At 36.4% G+C, this 19050-nt stretch carries 20 protein-coding genes and 1 tRNA gene; 5 read left to right on the plus strand and 16 right to left on the minus strand.

Annotated features, from left to right (window positions below):
* Positions 1-136: 136 nt before the first annotated feature.
* Positions 137-2263, plus strand: coding sequence for a catalase/peroxidase HPI (gene katG / locus ACMAYX_RS06065; RefSeq protein WP_412470095.1), 2127 nt, complete (start codon positions 137-139; stop codon positions 2261-2263).
* 17 nt (positions 2264-2280) lie between these two features.
* Here katG and ACMAYX_RS06070 read toward each other — a convergent pair whose 3' ends face one another.
* Both ACMAYX_RS06070 and ACMAYX_RS06075 read right to left on the minus strand, forming a co-directional pair.
* A complete protein-coding gene (locus ACMAYX_RS06070; RefSeq protein WP_103219106.1) occupies positions 2281-2688 on the minus strand; it encodes a GFA family protein in 408 nt (135 codons plus the stop codon).
* A gap of 17 nt (positions 2689-2705) precedes the next feature.
* Positions 2706-3077 (minus strand): tRNA-binding protein, encoded by a 372-nt coding sequence (locus tag ACMAYX_RS06075; RefSeq protein ID WP_103219105.1) that lies wholly within the window; start codon positions 3075-3077, stop codon positions 2706-2708.
* A 129-nt stretch (positions 3078-3206) separates the two neighbouring features.
* Between ACMAYX_RS06075 and ACMAYX_RS06080 the strand changes: the two genes are divergently transcribed.
* Positions 3207-3986, plus strand: coding sequence for a hypothetical protein (locus ACMAYX_RS06080; protein ID WP_392992440.1), 780 nt, complete (start codon positions 3207-3209; stop codon positions 3984-3986).
* Here ACMAYX_RS06080 and ACMAYX_RS06085 read toward each other — a convergent pair.
* Positions 3983-4429, minus strand: a complete 447-nt coding sequence (locus ACMAYX_RS06085; protein ID WP_393092226.1) for a GNAT family N-acetyltransferase — start codon at positions 4427-4429, stop codon at positions 3983-3985. The two genes, ACMAYX_RS06080 and ACMAYX_RS06085, sit on opposite strands and share 4 nt — an antisense overlap.
* A gap of 175 nt (positions 4430-4604) precedes the next feature.
* Here ACMAYX_RS06085 and ACMAYX_RS06090 point away from each other — a divergent pair, with 175 nt between their 5' ends.
* Complete coding sequence (locus tag ACMAYX_RS06090; RefSeq protein WP_412471915.1) at positions 4605-5087, plus strand: hypothetical protein; 483 nt, start codon at positions 4605-4607, stop codon at positions 5085-5087.
* A 38-nt stretch (positions 5088-5125) separates the two neighbouring features.
* On the opposite strand, the gene ACMAYX_RS06095 is transcribed toward ACMAYX_RS06090, so the two are convergent.
* From ACMAYX_RS06095 to ACMAYX_RS06115, 5 genes are read right to left on the minus strand one after another with little or no spacing between them, the layout of a single operon-like run.
* Entirely contained in the window at positions 5126-5368 is a 243-nt protein-coding gene (locus ACMAYX_RS06095; protein WP_412471914.1) for a hypothetical protein, read from the minus strand.
* A 3-nt stretch (positions 5369-5371) separates the two neighbouring features.
* Complete coding sequence (locus ACMAYX_RS06100) at positions 5372-6211, minus strand: alpha/beta hydrolase (RefSeq protein WP_412463140.1); 840 nt, start codon at positions 6209-6211, stop codon at positions 5372-5374.
* Positions 6212-6232: 21 nt separating this feature from the next.
* Positions 6233-7258 carry a lipoate--protein ligase gene (locus tag ACMAYX_RS06105; RefSeq protein WP_412471913.1) on the minus strand — a complete coding sequence of 342 codons (1026 nt, stop codon included), beginning with the start codon at positions 7256-7258 and terminating at the stop codon, positions 6233-6235.
* An 11-nt stretch (positions 7259-7269) separates the two neighbouring features.
* Positions 7270-7707: a GNAT family N-acetyltransferase gene (locus ACMAYX_RS06110; protein WP_412471912.1), complete on the minus strand. Its 438-nt coding sequence runs from the start codon at positions 7705-7707 to the stop codon at positions 7270-7272.
* 33 nt (positions 7708-7740) lie between these two features.
* A complete protein-coding gene (locus ACMAYX_RS06115) occupies positions 7741-8460 on the minus strand; it encodes a hypothetical protein (RefSeq protein ID WP_412471911.1) in 720 nt (239 codons plus the stop codon).
* 122 nt (positions 8461-8582) lie between these two features.
* Here ACMAYX_RS06115 and ACMAYX_RS06120 point away from each other — a divergent pair, with 122 nt between their 5' ends.
* Entirely contained in the window at positions 8583-10562 is a 1980-nt protein-coding gene (locus tag ACMAYX_RS06120) for a DEAD/DEAH box helicase (protein ID WP_412470100.1), read from the plus strand.
* An 87-nt stretch (positions 10563-10649) separates the two neighbouring features.
* Here ACMAYX_RS06120 and ACMAYX_RS06125 read toward each other — a convergent pair whose 3' ends face one another.
* The 4 genes from ACMAYX_RS06125 to ACMAYX_RS06140 form a co-directional block, all read right to left on the minus strand.
* A complete protein-coding gene (locus ACMAYX_RS06125) occupies positions 10650-11135 on the minus strand; it encodes a GrpB family protein (RefSeq protein WP_412471910.1) in 486 nt (161 codons plus the stop codon).
* A 1-nt stretch (position 11136) separates the two neighbouring features.
* Positions 11137-11553 carry a hypothetical protein gene (locus ACMAYX_RS06130; protein ID WP_412471909.1) on the minus strand — a complete coding sequence of 139 codons (417 nt, stop codon included), beginning with the start codon at positions 11551-11553 and terminating at the stop codon, positions 11137-11139.
* Positions 11531-12115 (minus strand): GrpB family protein, encoded by a 585-nt coding sequence (locus ACMAYX_RS06135; RefSeq protein WP_412471908.1) that lies wholly within the window; start codon positions 12113-12115, stop codon positions 11531-11533. Before ACMAYX_RS06135 ends, ACMAYX_RS06130 begins: the two co-directional genes overlap by 23 nt.
* Positions 12116-12185: 70 nt before the next feature.
* A tRNA-Phe gene (locus ACMAYX_RS06140) sits at positions 12186-12261 on the minus strand.
* Between the two features lie 108 nt (positions 12262-12369).
* Here ACMAYX_RS06140 and ACMAYX_RS06145 point away from each other — a divergent pair.
* Positions 12370-13152, plus strand: a complete 783-nt coding sequence (locus ACMAYX_RS06145) for an alpha/beta hydrolase (RefSeq protein WP_412471907.1) — start codon at positions 12370-12372, stop codon at positions 13150-13152.
* Here ACMAYX_RS06145 and queG read toward each other — a convergent pair.
* The 4 genes from queG to ACMAYX_RS06165 all read right to left on the minus strand — a co-directional run bounded on the left by queG (position 13144) and on the right by ACMAYX_RS06165 (position 19033).
* Positions 13144-14142: a tRNA epoxyqueuosine(34) reductase QueG gene (gene queG, locus ACMAYX_RS06150; RefSeq protein ID WP_392992465.1), complete on the minus strand. Its 999-nt coding sequence runs from the start codon at positions 14140-14142 to the stop codon at positions 13144-13146. The two genes, ACMAYX_RS06145 and queG, sit on opposite strands and share 9 nt — an antisense overlap.
* Complete coding sequence (pyk, locus tag ACMAYX_RS06155; protein WP_412471906.1) at positions 14139-15830, minus strand: pyruvate kinase; 1692 nt, start codon at positions 15828-15830, stop codon at positions 14139-14141. Before pyk ends, queG begins: the two co-directional genes overlap by 4 nt.
* A 43-nt stretch (positions 15831-15873) precedes the next feature.
* Complete coding sequence (locus ACMAYX_RS06160) at positions 15874-17844, minus strand: hypothetical protein (protein WP_412470108.1); 1971 nt, start codon at positions 17842-17844, stop codon at positions 15874-15876.
* Between the two features lie 142 nt (positions 17845-17986).
* On the minus strand, positions 17987-19033 hold the full coding sequence (locus ACMAYX_RS06165) for a DsbA family protein (protein WP_412471099.1): 1047 nt from the start codon (positions 19031-19033) through the stop codon (positions 17987-17989).
* Between the last annotated feature and the right edge of the window lie 17 nt (positions 19034-19050).

The raw sequence follows: 19050 nt of genomic DNA on the forward strand, positions 1-19050 counted from the left end.
GTTTAATTATAAGAACTTCAAAGACGTTCTGGCAAAAATCAAATTCAAAAACATAAATAAAAATTAAAGACATTAATAAGCATTTTTCATATATAATTTAAGAAAAAATTATTTACTCATCAAAGGAGCATTAATTATGTGGGGAACTAATAATAACGATTGGTGGCCAGAGCGCCTAAGACTTAACATTTTAAGACAACATTCTGAACTCGCAAATCCAATGGGAAAAGATTTTGATTACACAAAAGAATTTAGCTCACTTGATCTGAGTGCACTTAAAAAAGATATCTTTGCATTAATGACAGACTCACAACCATGGTGGCCTGCAGATTACGGACACTACGGTCCTCTATTCATCCGCATGGCCTGGCACGCTGCCGGTACATATAGAACATCTGACGGACGTGGAGGGGCCAATACAGGTAACCAACGATTTGCACCACTAAATAGTTGGCCAGACAATGGAAATCTAGATAAGGCCAGAAGACTTCTATGGCCAGTGAAACAAAAGTACGGAAATAAAATTTCATGGGCAGATCTATTTGTACTTGCAGGTAACTGCGCTCTAGAGTCAATGGGATTTAAAACATACGGCTTTGCTGGAGGACGCGAGGATATCTATCAACCAGAAGAAGATGTTTACTGGGGAACAGAAGCACAGTGGCTTGGTGACAAGAGATACACAGGGGAGCGTGAACTTGAAAAGCCTCTCGCAGCAGTTCAAATGGGCCTTATTTATGTAAATCCAGAGGGACCAAACGCCAACCCAGATCCTGTTGCATCAGGAATTGATGTACGTGAAACATTTGCTCGTATGGCGATGAATGATGAAGAAACAGTTGCACTTGTTGCTGGCGGGCACACTTTTGGAAAGTGTCACGGGGCAGCTCCAGACTCAAACCTTGGACGAGAACCAGAAGCCGCTCCAATAGAGCAAATGGGACTTGGATGGAAAAATAACTTTGGTACAGGAAAAGGTGGTGACACGATTACAAGTGGTATCGAAGGTGCATGGAAGCCAAATCCGACAAAATGGGATCATGGCTATCTGACAACTCTATTCAAATACGAATGGGAAAAAGTTAAGTCCCCTGCAGGTGCATGGCAGTGGCTTGCAAAAGATGTTGCTGATGAAGATATGGTAGTAGATGCACATGATCCTTCAAAAAAACACAGACCAATGATGACAACAGCTGATCTTTCTTTACGATTTGATCCTGCTTACGAAAAAATTGCTAGACGCTATATGGAAAACCCTGAAGAGTTTAGAGAAAATTTTGCAAAAGCATGGTTTAAGCTTACACACAGAGATATGGGACCTAAAGCTCGCTACCTTGGGCCAGAAGTACCAAGTGAAAGCCTGATTTGGCAAGACCCAATTCCAGCTGTTAACCATGAGCTTATTAATGAGATTGATATCGCTGAATTAAAAAATCAAATTCTAAACTCACCTCTTACGATCTCTCAAATGGTAAGAACGGCTTGGGCATCAGCTTCAAGCTTTAGAGGTTCAGATATGCGTGGTGGTGCCAACGGTGCACGTATTCGCCTTGCTCCTCAAAAAGATTGGGCAGTAAATATGCCAAGCGAGTTAAGTGAAGTTCTAGCAACACTAGAAAAAATTCAAAAAGATTTTGATAAAACCGTTTCCCTTGCAGATGTTATCGTTCTAGCAGGTTGTGCAGGTGTTGAAAAAGCTGCAGCTGCCGCAGGAGTAAAAATGGAAGTTCCATTTACACCAGGACGTATGGATACAACACAAGAAAATACTGATGTTGAATCATTTGCAGTTCTTGAACCAGAAGCAGATGGTTTTAGAAACTACTTAAAAACAAAGTTCACAGTAGCAACAGAAGAGCTTCTACTTGATAAGGCGCAACTATTAACTTTAACTGCTCCAGAAATGACAGTTCTAATTGGTGGGCTTCGTGTACTTGGAGCAAACCATGACAATTCAAAGCATGGTGTATTCACTAATAAAGTTGGTGTCCTTTCTAATGACTTCTTCACAAATCTTCTTGATATGAAGTATGAATGGAAAGCAAAAGATAGTAATAATGAAATTTTTGAAGCTATCGAACTTTCTTCTGGAAAATCAACTTGGACAGCAACTCGTGCTGACTTAATCTTTGGTTCTAACTCAGAGCTTAGAGCAATTTCAGAAGTATACGCTCAAAATGATTCAAAAGAAAAATTTGTAAATGACTTTGTTACGGCCTGGAATAAAGTGATGAATCTTGATCGATTTGAATTGAAAAAATAAATATACTGAAGGTCTGCCTAACTAGGTAGACCTTCTAATTTTAAAATGCTCTCTAAGTTATCATCCCAATTTGCCTTACTTTTAATAAAAAGATGTGCTCTAGGTTTAATATCAACAAGAGTATCTAGGCATCCGGCCGGAATGACCACAAGCTTCCCTTCGCTAAAAACTCCTGGAACGGCCGAGCCACAAGTCTTACAAAAAGATTTAGAGTGTCTCGTCTCAGGTAATTGGTAAGATTGAATATTATCTTCCCCACTAAGCCAGTTAAACTTCAAATTACCTGCAAAAAGATTTGCAGCATGTGCAGATCCCGTATCTTTTTGACAGTACTTACAATGGCATAGAAAGAAATTATCAAAAGCCCCTTCCGCTTCAAATTCAATGGTGCCACATAAGCATGAACCTTTATGTAAATTACTCATTTAAACTCTCCCTTGGACTAATGTAGACGTGCTCCATTTGGCACATCTTTATCCAGGTTAAATAGGACGATATCGTTATTTGAATCTGAGAATCCCATAACAAGAACTTCCGACATGAACTTTCCAATTTGCCTTGGAGGAAAATTAACAACGGCCAAGACCTTCTTTCCAATCAGCTCTTCCTTCTTATAGTGGACAGTAATTTGAGCACTTGATTTTTTAACACCTACACCTGGGCCAAAATCAATTTTGAGTTTATAGCTAGGCTTTCTTGCTTCTGGAAAATCTTCAATCTCAAGAATCTCCCCTATTCTCATATCAACTTCTAAAAATTTACTAAAATCTATATCAGTAAGCGCCGGCGCGCTCGGCTCAAAATCCAAATGCATAAGTATCCTTTCTTTTATTACTATTTAAATTATACAAGAAAAATAAGTGGTCACCAAATAATTAAAATTCACACAAAATTGACAAGGTACTAACCACAGAATTTTCATTTGAAAAATACAATAGATGTAATGAAAAAATTTAAATTAAGCTTAATCATCTCTTTCTTACTTCATACTCTCTTGCTCTTTTCATATTCAAAGAATGATCAAATCAAAAAAATTACACAAAGAGAACCAATCAAAATGAAAGTAAAATCCTTAAAACAAAAAAAGAGCTCTATACAAAAGAATTTCTCAAAAAACTATAGAGCAAAGGGATTAAAGCTTTCAGACTTCTCCATTAATCCAAAACACCTAAACATAGACGATGCCAAGATTTCAACGAACTCGAATATTGGAATAGCAAAAGCAAATCAAATATTTTCAAAAATTGAACAAAACTTAACCTACCCAGAAGAACTCGTTGAAATTGAGGCCCAAGGACATTTTCAAGTCACATTCTATCTGGATAAGAACGCACAATATGAGGAGAAGCGAACTAAAATTTCAGTTGGTTCGAGATTCTTGAGGGCCTATATTGCTAAAGTGCTAAGAAAATCACTAAAGAATATAGATCAAAAAGATTTGAAACTTCAAAAGCTAACAAAATTTAATGCTGTCTTTAAATTCAACCTAACAACATCAGCCACTGAACTTGGTCAGTCGCAACTCTTAAAAGATCGCTATTTCTTTTATCGTCAAAGGTATGGTGTCTCTACTGGCAGAGATAGAGTTATGAATGGTGTCACAAAAACGCTTACAGGAATTACAAATATTCTTAGTCTATTAGAGTATTTACCAGATAGTGATGCAACAAAACTTAGAAAGAAAAGAGTCTTAGAAACTTATATCAAAGACCCATTCTATTAAAGATTTTTTTCAAGAATTAACTGCTCTATTTGATTTTCCTTGATTCTCGTATCAACTAATCTAAAACCAAACTTTTCATTGAGTTCAATCATTTCTGGATAGCGAGCATCAGTGTGAGTACGAACCTTTGTGAAGCCTTGCTCTTTGGCCCACTCATGTTGCCTCTCCATCAATTTTGTCGCTAATTTTTGACCACGATAAAATGGCACAACACCACCTACCCAGCTGTAGAAATAATCACCACAATCATAGCCAACTTTAAAGGCGATTGGCTGGCTGCCATCAAAGTAAAATTGTGCAAGAAACTTAGTGCAGTCTTTTGTTTTTGAGTACATTCTGTCGACACAATACGGCGTACTAAAGATCTGTGAATTCGTCTGGGAAACGATTTCGAAGACCTCATCAGAGATTTGCGAATATTCTTTATACTCATAATGATTCATAAGGACGCAGAATATATCATAAAATTTTAAAACGTACACATTTAGATTGTTAAATTTCAATACTTTACAATCAAAACCCTCTAGGCCCTTGTAAGTAAATATTATCTAGTATCTTTGCACATCATGTCACTTTCGCTATTTAAACAAAAAACAAAAATTTCGCAGGGAGTAATAAATGAAAGGTCTTCTATCTTTTCTAGTTTTAATTTCACTATCAACAGCTGTCTCAGCTCAGTCTGATTTTCTATCCAAATCAGAAGCAAAAGATATCAATGACTACATGGGTGATATTTGTATGGATACATACTGTGGTGGCGATATAAATTGGTATACACAAGGGATGAACTGCAGCGGTGATCAGTGTACAATTTCATACGAGGCCTATACTTGGAAAGATTCAGCTGATTCATTTGATGCAGATCTTCTGAAAGCACTAGATGGAAAGACTAAAGATTATCGTCATTTAAACTCATCGCTTAAATTTGAAAATTTCCAACTAGTTAGACAAGGCAGAGCATTTGTAAATATCTCATGTACTATGTACGGACTTAATAATGAAACTCTTGCTGAATACGATAATGACAAACAAGAATATCTATATATGACTATTCTCGAGTCATGTATTGATCCTGTTGAATCACTAATTCTTGCTTACTAAGAATATATAGGGCCAATTAAGTTGGCCCTTTTTATTCTTCATTTTTTTACGACACACCAACGTTTGCTACCAATACACTTTTGCATCTCAACACGATATCCATCGGGACAACTTTTACCATCTTCAAGAATGATAGATTCAGATGACTTGGCATTTCGTACAGAGCTTTCGCAGCAACTATTACCATTGCACTTTTTTATGTACTGATCGTAGTATTCTTCAGAATTCGATTGGCAACTTAGACTAAGAATAAGTGTCGCTAAAGTAATGAGATATTTCATGACCTAATTGTAGCATAACCCTTTCAAAATATAACTGCCATGAGTCCAAATCAAGGCTCCACCAACACTATCAATTACTTCAGCTGTAAAATTAGAATTTCTTTGAGTAAGAGTCTCTCCAAAATCTGGTGAATGAACTGGGCTATAATCATGTTTCCCATATAGATGGAATACGTCTGTTGTAACTTCTTCAAGATTGAAGCCCCAAGGAGATAAGCACATAAATAGGTCTTGATAATAAGACTCAAATGAACTTCCAATCCCTTCTTGAAGACATTCGCCATACATCTTCTTATATGAATCTTGCGTATAGACCTTCTTATCGACTTCAGAAGATGTTCCAATAACGAACTCTATAAAACCATCCAGATTGAAAGTTTTTTGAAATTCATCGCATGTTAATTGGCCACTACTTACAGAGTTAACAAAACCTTTCGTATTCTCATCAAGTAACTCATAAGTACTTTTATAATGTAGATCATCTTGACCAGAAACTATGACGGCCTTTTTAACAATCCCATGCAAGCACATATGGTACAAAAAAGGCGCACCTTGAGAGAATGCGATAGCGTCAATCTGATCTAACTTAAGCTCTCTTAATAACAATTCTACTGATTCAGTGATACTAGAAAAAGACTTATCTTCATTGAAGTCCGACAGACCAAAGCCTGGCCTATCAATCGAATAAAGCTTGATATTATTATCCAAAAGGTCTTCTTGATAGAAATTTAAACTTCCACTCATCCCTGCACCATTTATATAAAGGACAGGTTTCCCAGATTCTGCTCCACTTACCCTAAAGCATGTCTTTAAATTATCTTTTAAAATATATATGTCTTTCAATTATTAATACTCCATACCAATTTATTTGATATTTGTGACAAGCCAGTTGGAAAAATCATCCACTTCACTATGATGATCTTGAAAGTCCTCTTTAAGTTTATTCAAGGTATCTTGAACAGCATTAACATCATAAGCAATGCCTTTTAGTTTTTCAGCAAAAGACTCAATTAAAGGTGGGTGTAAGCAGTCACTAAAGATTGTCACTTCTTCCATTATTCCTTTATTTGAATTTATATGAACTTCAACACCACCCCAGTCAAAGCGTTCATCAAATTGATGATTAAACTTCGGCGTTTTCCCGTAAAGCCAATTCCAATCCTTTAATTCCTCATAGTATTCATTAACTTTAGGAACAGACTTTAAGAAGTCGTAGTTTAAAACCTCTATCTGTGTTTGGGCATCGTAGAAACGACAAAACTCTTCAACAATGGCCTTTGAAAGACTCTCATGATTGATTTCAGAGTTAAGTTCTGAAAGGTTCAACACACGTGCACGTGCTGACTTGATCCCCTTTGACTCTAGTTTTTTCTTATTAGGGTTTAAGTAGTTAGCAAGTTTACTTAGATCAGCATTAATTAGAAGTGTTCCATGATGAAAGCTTCGATCTCTCTTTACCTTAAAGGCCGAACCAGAAATTTTTCTTGATCCTTCTTCTTGTGCAATTTTCACTTCAATATCATTTCTTCCATTAGCAAAGGCTTCAACCCCAAACGTTTTTAAAGCATTTGTAATGATCTTATTATTGGCGTCCTTATCGTATGACTCTTTAGATGACATGAAAGTGAAATTAGTATTTCCAAGATCATGAAAAACCGCCCCGCCACCACTTTGGCGTCTAGCAAGTTTCACCCCGTCTTCTTCCATCTTACTTGTAATACACTCTGTCCACGGGTTTTGGTGCTTTCCAATGACAACAGTTTCATCATTTTGCCAAAGAAAGAGAACATGAGAATCCGTGTCCATATCGTTAAAAATCCAATTCTCTGTCGCGAGATTAAAATATGGATCATATTGTTCAGCTACAAAAATTTTTACTTTCTTACTCATATTATTCCTATTTATAAATCTGTTTTCTCAAATCGCAGGCCATTACAATCATCGTAGTAATCTTTCTCGATTTCAGTTTGTTTAAAACCAAATTTCTTATATAAAGCAATTGCCGAATAATTATCTTCTCTAACAGTCAAAGACAAAGGCATTTGAGCATGATTTTTTAAACATTCTTCAAGTAACGTTGAGCCATGACCCCTTCCTTGAAAATCTTTTGAGACTGCAATATCAACTAGCTCGATATTTCCGTCCTCTTCCACGGTACAATAAAATCCGATTACCTCTGAATCTACTAGTACCTTAAGGTCATAGCCGATATAGTCTTCTGGAAATTCAACTAGGGCCTGAAAAGTTTCTTTCTCAGTCGCCTCTTGCTCACCATAGTTTTCTAATTCGATTTGAAATAACTTATCTACGTCTGACAGACTAGGCGTTCTAATATTCATTGTGGCCTCACTATATCTAAAAAATTTTAATTATTATAGTTTAGACCAAGAAAGATTACTATAATGATAAGTAAAACCAGTATTTTTACTCTTAGAATTATCAATTATTCGAAGTTCTGAATTTTCTGAATCAAAAGATATCGTCGAATTAAAGCTACGATAGAATTCCTCTTTAGTAGGATGATCATCGCAAACCAGATTAAAATCTTCATTACTAATATTGTGACCAATTGCGTAGTGTAAAAATGCAGCAACATCACTTGTGTGAACTAGATTAACATTAGTTTTTGACTTTGATAGCTTTGACATTTTCTTAGAAAAGAATTTTGGATGGCGTTTACTATCAATAAGGCCACCTGGCCTGACAATTACATAATCATCCAACTGTGATATCAATTTTTCGCACTCAATAAGCTCTTTAGCATTTCTTGTATGACCAACTTTCATACTATCTTCATTTATCTGGCCTGTGCCGAAAACCGAAGTCGAACTAATAAAAATAACTTTATTTAAAGGCCTTAAATCATCTAATAGTTTTTGAAGTTTAAGAGAGTATTCTTCGACAGGTGGAAATGAAATGATAATAACATCAAAGTCCTTTGAAGCTTTCCAGCTCTCACCTAAAGAGAATTCGATGAGATTAGTTTCTAATTCATCTGACTTTCTTCTTGTTCCAATAACTTCGTGTATTTTATTTTGGGAAAGAAAGTGCTGTCCTAAATGTCCAAGTCCTAAAAAGAGAATTTTTTTCATAAGTTAATTATAGTTAGATATAATTCGCTATAAAAAGGCAAAAATGCACTTAAACGCAGTAAATATGATTAAATTAAAGAAATTACTTAGATTAGTGCGTCGTTTAACGTATATTGATTGCTATGACAAATAATATACCATTTGAAGACTTTAATTTAAGCGCAGGCCTCCTTGAATCCATCAAAAAATGTGGATTCACAACAGCAAGCGCCATCCAAGAACTAACAATAGATCCAATTTTAGAAGGTAAAGACATACTTGCTCTTGCTGAAACAGGCTCTGGAAAGACTGCATCATTTGCAATCCCGATCATCGAACATATCATTCATGATGACCTCGTGGAAGTTGATGAGGTTCATTACGTTGTCCTTTCTCCGACAAGAGAGCTAGCGCAACAAACTGCAAAGGTCTTTAAAGATCTAGGTAGTGACTCTGGAATTAAAACAGTTTGCGTTATTGGTGGTGAAAGCCTCGAAAAGCAAAAAGAGCAAATAAAGAAGGGTGCTCATATCATTATTGCAACCCCAGGACGTTTAGTAGACCTACTTAAGCAAAAAGCCGTCCTCATTGATCGCACTTACGGAATCGTATTTGATGAAGCTGATCGATTATTTGATATGGGCTTCCAAAGAGATATTGAATACACACTTGGCCAAATGCCAGATGATAGACAATTAATCATGGTATCGGCCACGACTAATATGGCAGTTCTAAATACGGCCTACAAGTTCAACTCAACTCCAATTGAGATCAAGCTAAATGAAGACAATATGGTTGTTGATCACATCGATCATAAGCTAGCAATGATTAATGAAAATGAGAAGATGGGACTTCTTGTCAACCTCATACGAAATCATGAAGATGCATACGCCCTAGTCTTCTGTAATACTAAATTTCAAACACATTTAGTTGCTGAATGGCTGATCGCAATGGATTTCAAAGCAAAGGCAATTTCAGGTGGCCTTTCTCAAGTTAAGAGAACAAAGCTTATCAAAGACTTTAAATCGAAAGAGACGACAATCCTTGTTTGTACAGATGTTGCAGCAAGAGGTCTCGACATAAAAGATGTTAATCTTGTTATCAATTACGATCTTCCACAAGATGCCGCAAATTATGTTCACCGAATTGGTCGAACTGGTCGTGCAGGCTGCGAAGGAGAAGCAATAAGCTTTTGTTCATTTGATGACTGTGAATACCTAGACCCTATTCAAGATTTTATTGGTGATAAAATTCCAAAGTTAGACGTTGGCCCAGAAGATATATCGAAAAATCTTTCAAAGAAGCCATTCATTGACCGCAAAACTTTTAAAGTTGTCGATAGAACAACTGGCAAACCATTAACACAAGAGCAAAAAGATCAGCGCAAGAAACCTCAGCGCCAAAGAACTCAAAAGAAAACTCAAGAAAGAGTTAAAAAGACAGTTCAAAGAACTGATGCACCAGTAACAAAACCGATTAAGAAAATAGAAAAGAAACCAAATACACCAACGTTTACGATTCAAGCAGACTCTCAAGAAAGTGCGAAGGCAGCCGCTCTTGCATTCTTTAAGATAAAGTATGATTCACAACTAAGCCTTGATGAATCGACACAGGGACGCAAGAAGTTCTTCTTATTTGGAAAGAGGCTTACAAAGTTCACTTATAGCCTTAGGCCAACGTATAAAAAAATCGTGATGCCATTTCTAATTAATCTTATTAAAAAGGCAAACTTGAAGCTATTTGCAAAGTTCTCATTTAATGGAAAGGATATTAAGATCTTCTTTTCTGGAGCAGATGAGAAAATGTTAACAAGAGATAATAATGAACTACTCCAAGCTCTTGAGCACCTGACAAGACTTCACCTTTACAACAGTGTTGAAGTTCCTAGAGAAGTTAGACTAAATTTCAAGTGTAAGGGTGTAAAGAGTCAGGAAGACAGTCTTATTAAGATGGTTGAGCGTGAGACAGCTAAAGTTCTAGACTCTCGCGAGCCAGTAACACTAAAAGCATTAAACGCATCAGATCGCAGACTTGTTCATCAACACCTTGATAAGCATAAAGAAGTTAAAACAGTCTCAATTGGTGAAGGCCGAATGAAGAAGATTAAAATAACATTGGCCTAATCTTTTGTTCCAGGTACTTTTCACTTGCCGTACGTAAAGGAAGAACACCTGGAATGCATATTCTATAAATAGGGCCTTTGATTCTTTTTATTCCATCATGAGGCTTTTCAATAGACTTTCAACCCATTTCGATTTTTTGCTTCTATATTCATCTTCATTAAGATGAGAAGAACTTCGTTTGAGCTCATTATATTCTTCGACGAGAGAAGGTTTGGTAGACAATAATTTTTTAAATTTCAAAAAGTCTTCAAATTCACTTCCATTCTCCACTAACTGTATTGCTACATCATGATTATATTTTTCTGTAACCAGCATGCAAAGCTGAGGAGTTCTTAAAGTGCCCTCTTTCTCAACGTAGCCAAGGTTCTTAATTGTTACTAAACTTGATTCGAAGTCTTTCTTATCCACTCCAACAAAAACATCTAAGTCTCCTTTAGAGACAGCACCAGGGATTGATGATGCTCCAATATGAATAATTCGAACATTAACAAGATGTTGAGATAGCTCAGACTCCAAGTCTTTAAAAATTTCATTCACTTTATCTTGATAGTCTTGTGCTTCATAAAATTTCATACTACTTCTTTCTTACAAGATAAGACATATCCATTTGTTGAATATTTCCATTTTTCCATGTTTCTCTATGAAAAACATACTTATCTCCCATAGTATAAAGCCTAAACTTAAAAATCATATCCTCATGCTTCCCCTCTAGATAATATACATTCCCCTTAACAATCCCCTCTGCTCTGAAAGGTCCTTGTGACATGATAACTTTTTCACCTTTAACTTCTAGGCACATATCCTTAGTTAAATCTTTTCCGTCTCTAAACCCATGCGCCGTGATAGTAATGACATGCTCACTCTTACCAACCATCGTTTCAGGATAAACTTCTCTTTTGACTTCTTTTCCATTTGAAATTTCAAAGCTAATATTATCCCACTCGCCAATAAGAAAACCCACCAATGGGTTATATAATTCTTTTGTCCTCATAAAGTGAACTCCTTTCTTTATATGCCTCTTCTAATAGCTCTGAGATAATCTCTGTTTTTGCATTTGAGTATTCACTTCTTGGTATATCCAAAGATTTTTTAAGCTCTTCATATCTCAATGCTGCACTTGGATTGGAAATAAGATAATCTTTAAAAATAATATGGTCTTTAAATTCCTTACTACCTGATTCAAAGATGTGAAGATGACAAAAGCCTTTTGTCTTTTCGAAGTTATAGAGAACAGAATATCTCCTACCTTCGATCCCATATTCACCTTTATATTCGTAACCGAGCTTCTCAAGTAACTCTTTCTTTTTGTCTAACTCCTCTAAACAAGAAGTCTCACCAACGATATCGATTATTGGTTTTGCGACAATATTTGGAATTGCAGTGCTTCCGCAGTGGTGTAATTTTAACGAATTAATATTTAATGAATCAGCAATTCGTTTAGATTCAAACTTGAAGACATCACGCCATTTATTATTATGATCAACAAGACGAACTTTGTTATCCCTTTCCAGGCCCAGGCCGTGCTCCTCAAAAACGGTAAAAACTTTTTGCATGAACTTATTTTAGTACGATAAGGTGGAAAAAAGGCAAAAAAAAAGCTACTTCAAAGAAGTAGCTTTTTTATGGTGCCCCGACGCGGATTCGAACCACGGACACAAGGATTTTCAGTCCTTTGCTCTACCAACTGAGCTATCAGGGCATAAATGATTTGGTTCCATTAAATTAATGGTTTATGTTTCTTTCGTCAATAGAAAATTAAAAAGTTTTTTAATTTTAATTTGAGATATCTTTAATTATTATGTTTGCTATGAATGAAAAGTTTTTAAGCATCGATAAAATTATTTTAACTCAAGGATCAACAACGGTTAATGCCCTACTCTTTAGACCTCCTAGTGAGAAGCTAAAAGATACGGGATACGCCATTTTTACTCATGGTTACACATCTCACAAGATCAGTATTTTCTCATGGGCACAAAAGCTTTGTGATGACGGAATCCCAACAGTAATCTTTGACCAACCAGGTCATTTTACTGGCTCATTTCATGACGTGGCATCTTTTGATGACTTTAAAAATGACGCGCTGATGTTATTTATCCATGCACTAAATAAATTAAAAGAAGCTTACCCTTCTCAACAAAATAAACTTCTCGTTGGAGGTCACTCTTTAGGTGCCCTGACTTCGATTCTTGCGGTTCAAAAGAACTATTTTGAAGGCTTTGATGTACACCACTGTGGCGTTGGCTTTGGTGTCACACCAGAAGGTGTCACACACGTTTTTGATACGCCATTTTACCAAGCGACAGTTAAAGCACGAGCGGAACTTGTCTCAAAACACTTAGCACCAGAAATTATGTTTCCTTGGATCAAAGATCAAAAGTTTCACCTAACTCTAACAGGACACAAAGTGCATCTGATCTCAGGGGAAGATGATGTGGTTGTTGGAAAAGAAGGAATGGAAAACTTTGCAAAGATTTTAGAGAACCTTGGCAATATCGTTACAATGGAGAAGCCAGGTAAGCTTGGCCACCACCTTCCAGATATGGCCGGTAGTTTTATCAAGAAGCATGCAAAGAGGATTGGGCTACTTTAGCTTCAAATAAAGCCTTAGATTCTTAAGCATTCCCACTCTTCCAGTACGTTCAAGTGGAGTACCTTTGAAGATACGACGGTATTCACGATTACTCATTTCTTCCAGATCGCAGAAGATATCTTCTAGGGGTCTCATTAAAAAGAAGTCGATGAATTGTTTCCCATTTTCTTTGAAGGCAGTTGAGTCGGCCTCAAGCTTTCTTTCCAGTCGCCTATTCCATGGACATACATCCTGACAAATATCACAACCGAAGATTTCACCATTTGCATTTTCGATCCCACTTGGAGGAAAGACTTCTTTAAAATGTTCAATAGTGAAAGTTGAAATACACTTATCAGCAATAATCGTTCTTTTATCGATATCAATTGCACCCGTTGGGCATGCATCACCACAACGCGTGCACTGGCCACAGTGATCTGTTTCAAACTTCTCACTAGGTGCTTCTAATTCCTTATTTAAAAGAAGTGAGCCAATGATAAAGTAGCTTCCAATGTGGCGATTGATTAGCATGGAATTCTTTCCATACCAACCTAGCCCTGACTGATAGGCAAAGTCGCGCTCTAGAATTGGTTGGGTATCAAGAGAGAACTTAAAATCTAGCTCAGGATCTAGCTTCTGCAGTTCTTCTCCGATTGCTTGAAGCTTATCTCTCACTTCATAGTGATAATCGCGCCCCTTGAAGCCTACTACATAATTAGCTATTTTAAGCCCGTTGCTCTCACCACTCTCATAAAACTTCTTTGCACTACGAGCTATGTGAGAATAATCAAAAGCGATAACTAGTGTTGACTTAATATCAGGATAATAATTTTTAAGATCTTCTCTTTTGATAGCGCGTTCATCGGCGAGGTAGCCAAGAGCGCCATGAAGTCCATCTTTAATCCAAGCTTTGAAACGTTCTAATGATTTAGGTTTAGATTCTGTGACGACACCCCAAACTTCAAGATCTAGAGTTCTTAAAATATTTTGAATGTCGTCTTTTTTGATCATGACTTGTCGATAATCTCAATTGCACCAGTTGGACAGACTCGAATACATTCGTAATCAAGCGTACAGTGTCCAATTTGATCCTTATTAAGCTTTGTCAGTTTTGTCTTCTTATCTGCAACCCAAATCTCATGAGGGCAAATTGAAACACAATTCTGACAAGTAGAGCAGATATTATGATCTAGCAGGATTCTTTTTTTTTTATCTTCTGCAACTTCAAAAGTATCTTTATTAGCATCTTCGTGAGGAGCTTCTTTGATAATCTCAACCTTAACAGAGTTAGAATATCCTTTCGAGAAGATCTTCCCATCACCTAGCGTCACAACAACTTTGTCACCATTATAAAGACCCATTCTCTCTTTTGCCTGGTTAACAACATACTTAACGTATGAGCCAGTATCTTGTACCTCTTCATCAACAAGATATGGGTAAACTCCCCAGTATAAGCAAATACGTCTTGCTGTACGAAGGTTATGAGTTACACCAGCAACAGGAGTTTGCGGCCTAAACATCGAAACCTTACGACAAGAATTTCCACCTTCTGTTACGGCCAGAATTCTCTTTGCTTCAACTTTTTCTGCAATCATTGAAGCGGCAACCATTACAGATGAGTTCACTGAAGACAAGTCAATATTTCTTAACAGCGGACGCTCTTTAGGAGTCTTCTCCGCTTCAAAAATAATATCATTCATCATCTGCACGGCTTCAACAGGATACATCCCCGATGCAGATTCTCCAGATAGCATTACAGCATCAGTTCCATCCCAGATAGCGTTTGCAACATCACTTGCCTCTGCTCTAGTCGGAGTTGGAGCATCAGTCATACTCTCAAGCATCTGTGTTGCAGTAATAACTGGAATCATGCGGTCATTACATTTTTGAATGAGCTCTTTTTGGATTGAAGGAACTAAATGGTTTCCAACTTCAACACCCATATCTCCACGAGCTACCATAATAACATCAGTAACATCTAGGATTTCTCCAATATTATCTAATGCTTGAGGTTTTTCGATCTTAGAAATAATTGGCACTCTAACTTTTAATTTATGAAGTAAGGCCTTTACCGTCATAATATCTTCTTTCTTACGTACAAAAGATAGAGCGATATAATCAATATTATGTTTTAGAGCAAACATTAAGTCTGCTTCATCTTTGTCAGTAAATGCAGGAGCAGATACTTCACAATCAGGAAGATTAATCCCTTTATTAGACTTTAGCTCTCCCCCAACGATAACTTCAATTTTATAAACATCACGATCTCGTGTTATCGCTTTCGCAATTAGCTTTCCATCATCAAATAGAATTCTTGCACCATCGTGACAATCATCAACAAGTTTTTCATAGATAGTAGGGATATAGCAGTCTTTATATTCAGGGTAGTCCGCTTGTTTAGAAGATGGTCCAATAACCCAAGTTTCACCGTTTTTAAGTTGTAATCCATTAGGTAGTTTATCTGTACGAATCTTTGGACCTTGAAGGTCAATAAGAACAGCTACTTCTCTTCCAATATTTTTTGAAGCCTGACGAATATTTGAAATAAGCTGGGCATGAGCTTCATGAGTACCGTGACTCATATTTACTCTTGTTACATTTACTCCTGCAATGATTAATTTCTCAATCATTTCTACAGTATTTGATGACGGCCCTAATGTCGCAACAATTTTAGCACGACGGACTTTGCCCATTCCCATTATCTCTCCCTGAATTTTTATAAGCTTTTTCTTTTTTTAATAATTAAGCTTTACGAGACTCTTGTTGATCCGTAAACATACCGCCACGAATTTCACTCGATCTCTCTTCTAAAGCTTCAGCATTTGCCGCACGAATTTCTTCCATACGGTTTTCATACTGATTAATTAGATTTGATCTTTCAAGTTTTGAGTTCTCATAAAGAGTATTGTATTGATTCTCAAGTTCAGTAACTTTGGAAACATACTTTCTCTGTGACTCATCTCTTTCTCGAGCAATCATATCTTCATAATACTCTACCATTCTTTTAACTTGAATGTCTGCTCTTTGTTTAACCTGAGATAGCCTCTTATCGAACTCACCTCTCAAGTTAGCTAGGTTACTGTGATTTTCACGATCTTTCAATGCTATTGCATTTCTCGTTTCTTCTTTTAGTTGATTAGACTCTAGACTTTGAGTTAATCGAATTCTTTCAATCTCTTTTGCATTTGCTTTCTTAAGTCTGTTTAACTTTGATTCATAAGAAGAGATTAACTTATCGTTTGTTTCTTCTAATTGTTCGATCTTCTGTGTTAGTGACTTAGCAAGCTTATCCTTACTTTCAATAAAGTGTTCTTTTGCTTCTTGCATCTCTTGAGAATGCTTCATATGAGTATCTTGAATAAATTTCTTTGATTCATCCGCAAAGTCTGCCTGCATCTGAGAAACAGCTTCCGTATTTCGATCACTCATTTTTTGAACTGTCTCGCCAAACTGTGCTCTTTGTCTTTCAAGAATTTTCTTTGATTGCTCTTTATCATTATAAGCTTCTAGCTCTTTTTCTTTTACTTGGCGCTTGAAGTTACCTTGTAGCTCTTCAACATCTTTATTAAGCTCAATATTAATATCACTTAGAGTATCACTCTTAAACTTGGCCATATCTTTTTCAAGATCAGCAATATACTCAGATGATTTTTGTTTTTGAGAACGAAGTGCTTCTTTTGTTGATTGTGAGCGACGTCTTTCTTGGATATCAGCATTAAAGCGATCCGTATCAATTTGATCACGAATATTTTTAATACGTGTCTCATATCCCCTTTCCGTTTGCTCTAACTTATCGTTGAAGACATCTTCACGACTTCCACCAGATAACTTCTGATTCATCTCTCGTCTTGCTCGATATAATTCCTTCGCATGACGATTCTCAAGATCCTTTGCATTTTGCGAAGAATCTCTTTGCTCCACCTGTCTTTTTCTTGAGTTTCGATCATTGATCTCTTCAATAGAACTCTTGAAACTTTTTTGGTTTTCAGCAAGTTGCTTATCTTTTTGAGCAGTCATATCTGAAATGCGCTGCTCTTGATAGTCTTTAAGAGACTCTTCTCGACCCTTATGATTCTTTCTTAAGCTATCAACATCATCATTAAATCTTTCATAAAGACGTGCGCGTTTCTCACCACTTTCTTTTAATTGATCCCTGATTTCATTTTCATAATTTGATATCAACTGACGGCGATCTTGCTTTGTTTCTAACTCATGATCGTGTGCCGTATCACGAGCGTCACGGTAAACCTTATCAATTGTCTCATTGAAGTGGTCATTCATCTTGCCCATAGTTGAATCGAATCTTCTTTGTTGTGATGAGAGACGATGATCCATATTCGAATTTTCTGCCAATGTTTTTGACTCATAGGCTTCGCGAATATTTTTAAAACGTGTATCGAATTGATCCTTAATATCCTTACGATCGCGTTCGAACTCACGCTTATTTCCATCTAACTTACTTAGATAATTTTTTTGTTGTTCTTCAATTTTTCTTTTTGTATCTTCCGTGGCCGTTTCTCTGAATCGATCTTGCCTTTCTTCAACTTTATTAAGTGAGTTATCATAGGCTTGACGCTGCTTATTTAAGCGATATTCTTGAGTGTCTTTTAACTCACCTACTTCACGTTTATAATTCTTTCTCTGCTCATCAATTGTCTGCTGAAAGTTCTCGCGGTGTTGTGAAAGTCTCTTTGAATAATCTCTAACGTCCATATTTTTTCCGATTTAGATGCAATAAGATATTATATACCCCCTCTATTCTATCAATTATGCACAATATAAAAAGGCCGGGAATAAATGCCCCGGCCTCTTAATTATCTGTTTTTCCGACTATTTTTATAATGTATTATGCGAATTATTTACCTAATTCTGAATCAATAAGCTCTTTAAATACTTCAAATGGTTGTGCACCATTAATTAGCATACCGTTCACATAAAAAGTTGGAGTTGATTGTACACCAACGTCAATCCCTTCTTTAACTGTAGCATCAACTTCTGCTTTCATACGTCCAGAATCAAGACACTCATCAAATTTCTTTTGATCTAAACCAACTGTCTTTGCTTTAGACTTAAGTCCAGCAACAGAAAGTCCAGATTGATCTGCAAACATTGAATCGTGTAGTTTCCAAAATTTATCTCCAGCTTGCTCATTTGCACATAGTGCCGCTTCAGCAGCTTTGGCCGCATCTTTATGAAAGCTTAATGGGAAGTTCTTGAATACAATTTTAACCTTATTACCATAAGTCTTCTTGATCTGATTCATGATCTCAACACCCTTAGCACAGTAAGGACACTGGAAATCCGAATATTCAGTAATAACTACGGCCGCATCCTTTCCACCAAACATTGGCTCTTTTCCTGTCACAGGAATTTCAAAACGTGGTCTTTTAGGTCTTTCTAAGTAAATTTCAACTGGGCTATTCTTCGTTTTCTTAGTTAAGTATGCTTCGATAGCTTCACGCTTTTTCGAGTTTCTTAAGAAGTCTACAATTCTAGCTTTTAACTGAGGATTTACATCAGGAATATTTCTTTCTTTTGCAAACTCGTTAATTTCTTTATCAGATACTTTTACGTCCTTAGCAATAACAACATCAATGAATTGCTCCATTGTCATTGAACTTCTTGCAGGGTCTTCATTTTTAAAATTCTCTAAAAGATAGGCCTTAACTTTACCTAGTTTTAGTTCATATACTTTTAATTGGGCTTCATATAACTCTGCTTCTGAGCCTTTAAAAAGCTCATCATGACTAACTTCTTTGCCATTGAACTTAATCACTGCAGTGGCATTTGGTGCCTTTTTAAATAAGAAATTTGGTTTTGAATTTACTTCGCTCGTACATGCAACTAGTCCAATTGCAGAAATAGCAACTAGGCCAAGTGCTAGCTTGGATTTTTTAAACATAATGATCTCCTTACATC

Origin of the sequence: Halobacteriovorax sp. RT-2-3 (assembly GCF_047085075.1) — a bacterium.
In the GTDB taxonomy this organism is placed as follows: Bacteria; Bdellovibrionota; Bacteriovoracia; order Bacteriovoracales; family Bacteriovoracaceae; genus Halobacteriovorax_A.

Coding starts and splice junctions, on each gene's coding strand:
- ACMAYX_RS06120 (WP_412470100.1), top strand. CDS start 8,583: ATGACAAATAATATACCATTTGAAGACTTTAATTTAAGCGCAGGCCTC.
- ACMAYX_RS06090 (WP_412471915.1), top strand. CDS start 4,605: ATGAAAGGTCTTCTATCTTTTCTAGTTTTAATTTCACTATCAACAGCT.
- ACMAYX_RS06115 (WP_412471911.1), bottom strand. CDS start 8,460: ATGAAAAAAATTCTCTTTTTAGGACTTGGACATTTAGGACAGCACTTT.
- katG (WP_412470095.1), top strand. CDS start 137: ATGTGGGGAACTAATAATAACGATTGGTGGCCAGAGCGCCTAAGACTT.
- ACMAYX_RS06095 (WP_412471914.1), bottom strand. CDS start 5,368: ATGAAATATCTCATTACTTTAGCGACACTTATTCTTAGTCTAAGTTGC.
- ACMAYX_RS06070 (WP_103219106.1), bottom strand. CDS start 2,688: ATGAGTAATTTACATAAAGGTTCATGCTTATGTGGCACCATTGAATTT.
- ACMAYX_RS06110 (WP_412471912.1), bottom strand. CDS start 7,707: ATGAATATTAGAACGCCTAGTCTGTCAGACGTAGATAAGTTATTTCAA.
- ACMAYX_RS06130 (WP_412471909.1), bottom strand. CDS start 11,553: ATGAGGACAAAAGAATTATATAACCCATTGGTGGGTTTTCTTATTGGC.
- ACMAYX_RS06075 (WP_103219105.1), bottom strand. CDS start 3,077: ATGCATTTGGATTTTGAGCCGAGCGCGCCGGCGCTTACTGATATAGAT.
- ACMAYX_RS06125 (WP_412471910.1), bottom strand. CDS start 11,135: ATGAAATTTTATGAAGCACAAGACTATCAAGATAAAGTGAATGAAATT.
- ACMAYX_RS06160 (WP_412470108.1), bottom strand. CDS start 17,844: ATGGACGTTAGAGATTATTCAAAGAGACTTTCACAACACCGCGAGAAC.
- queG (WP_392992465.1), bottom strand. CDS start 14,142: ATGATCAAAAAAGACGACATTCAAAATATTTTAAGAACTCTAGATCTT.
- ACMAYX_RS06135 (WP_412471908.1), bottom strand. CDS start 12,115: ATGCAAAAAGTTTTTACCGTTTTTGAGGAGCACGGCCTGGGCCTGGAA.
- pyk (WP_412471906.1), bottom strand. CDS start 15,830: ATGGGAATGGGCAAAGTCCGTCGTGCTAAAATTGTTGCGACATTAGGG.
- ACMAYX_RS06105 (WP_412471913.1), bottom strand. CDS start 7,258: ATGAGTAAGAAAGTAAAAATTTTTGTAGCTGAACAATATGATCCATAT.
- ACMAYX_RS06145 (WP_412471907.1), top strand. CDS start 12,370: ATGAATGAAAAGTTTTTAAGCATCGATAAAATTATTTTAACTCAAGGA.
- ACMAYX_RS06165 (WP_412471099.1), bottom strand. CDS start 19,033: ATGTTTAAAAAATCCAAGCTAGCACTTGGCCTAGTTGCTATTTCTGCA.
- ACMAYX_RS06085 (WP_393092226.1), bottom strand. CDS start 4,429: ATGAATCATTATGAGTATAAAGAATATTCGCAAATCTCTGATGAGGTC.
- ACMAYX_RS06080 (WP_392992440.1), top strand. CDS start 3,207: ATGAAAAAATTTAAATTAAGCTTAATCATCTCTTTCTTACTTCATACT.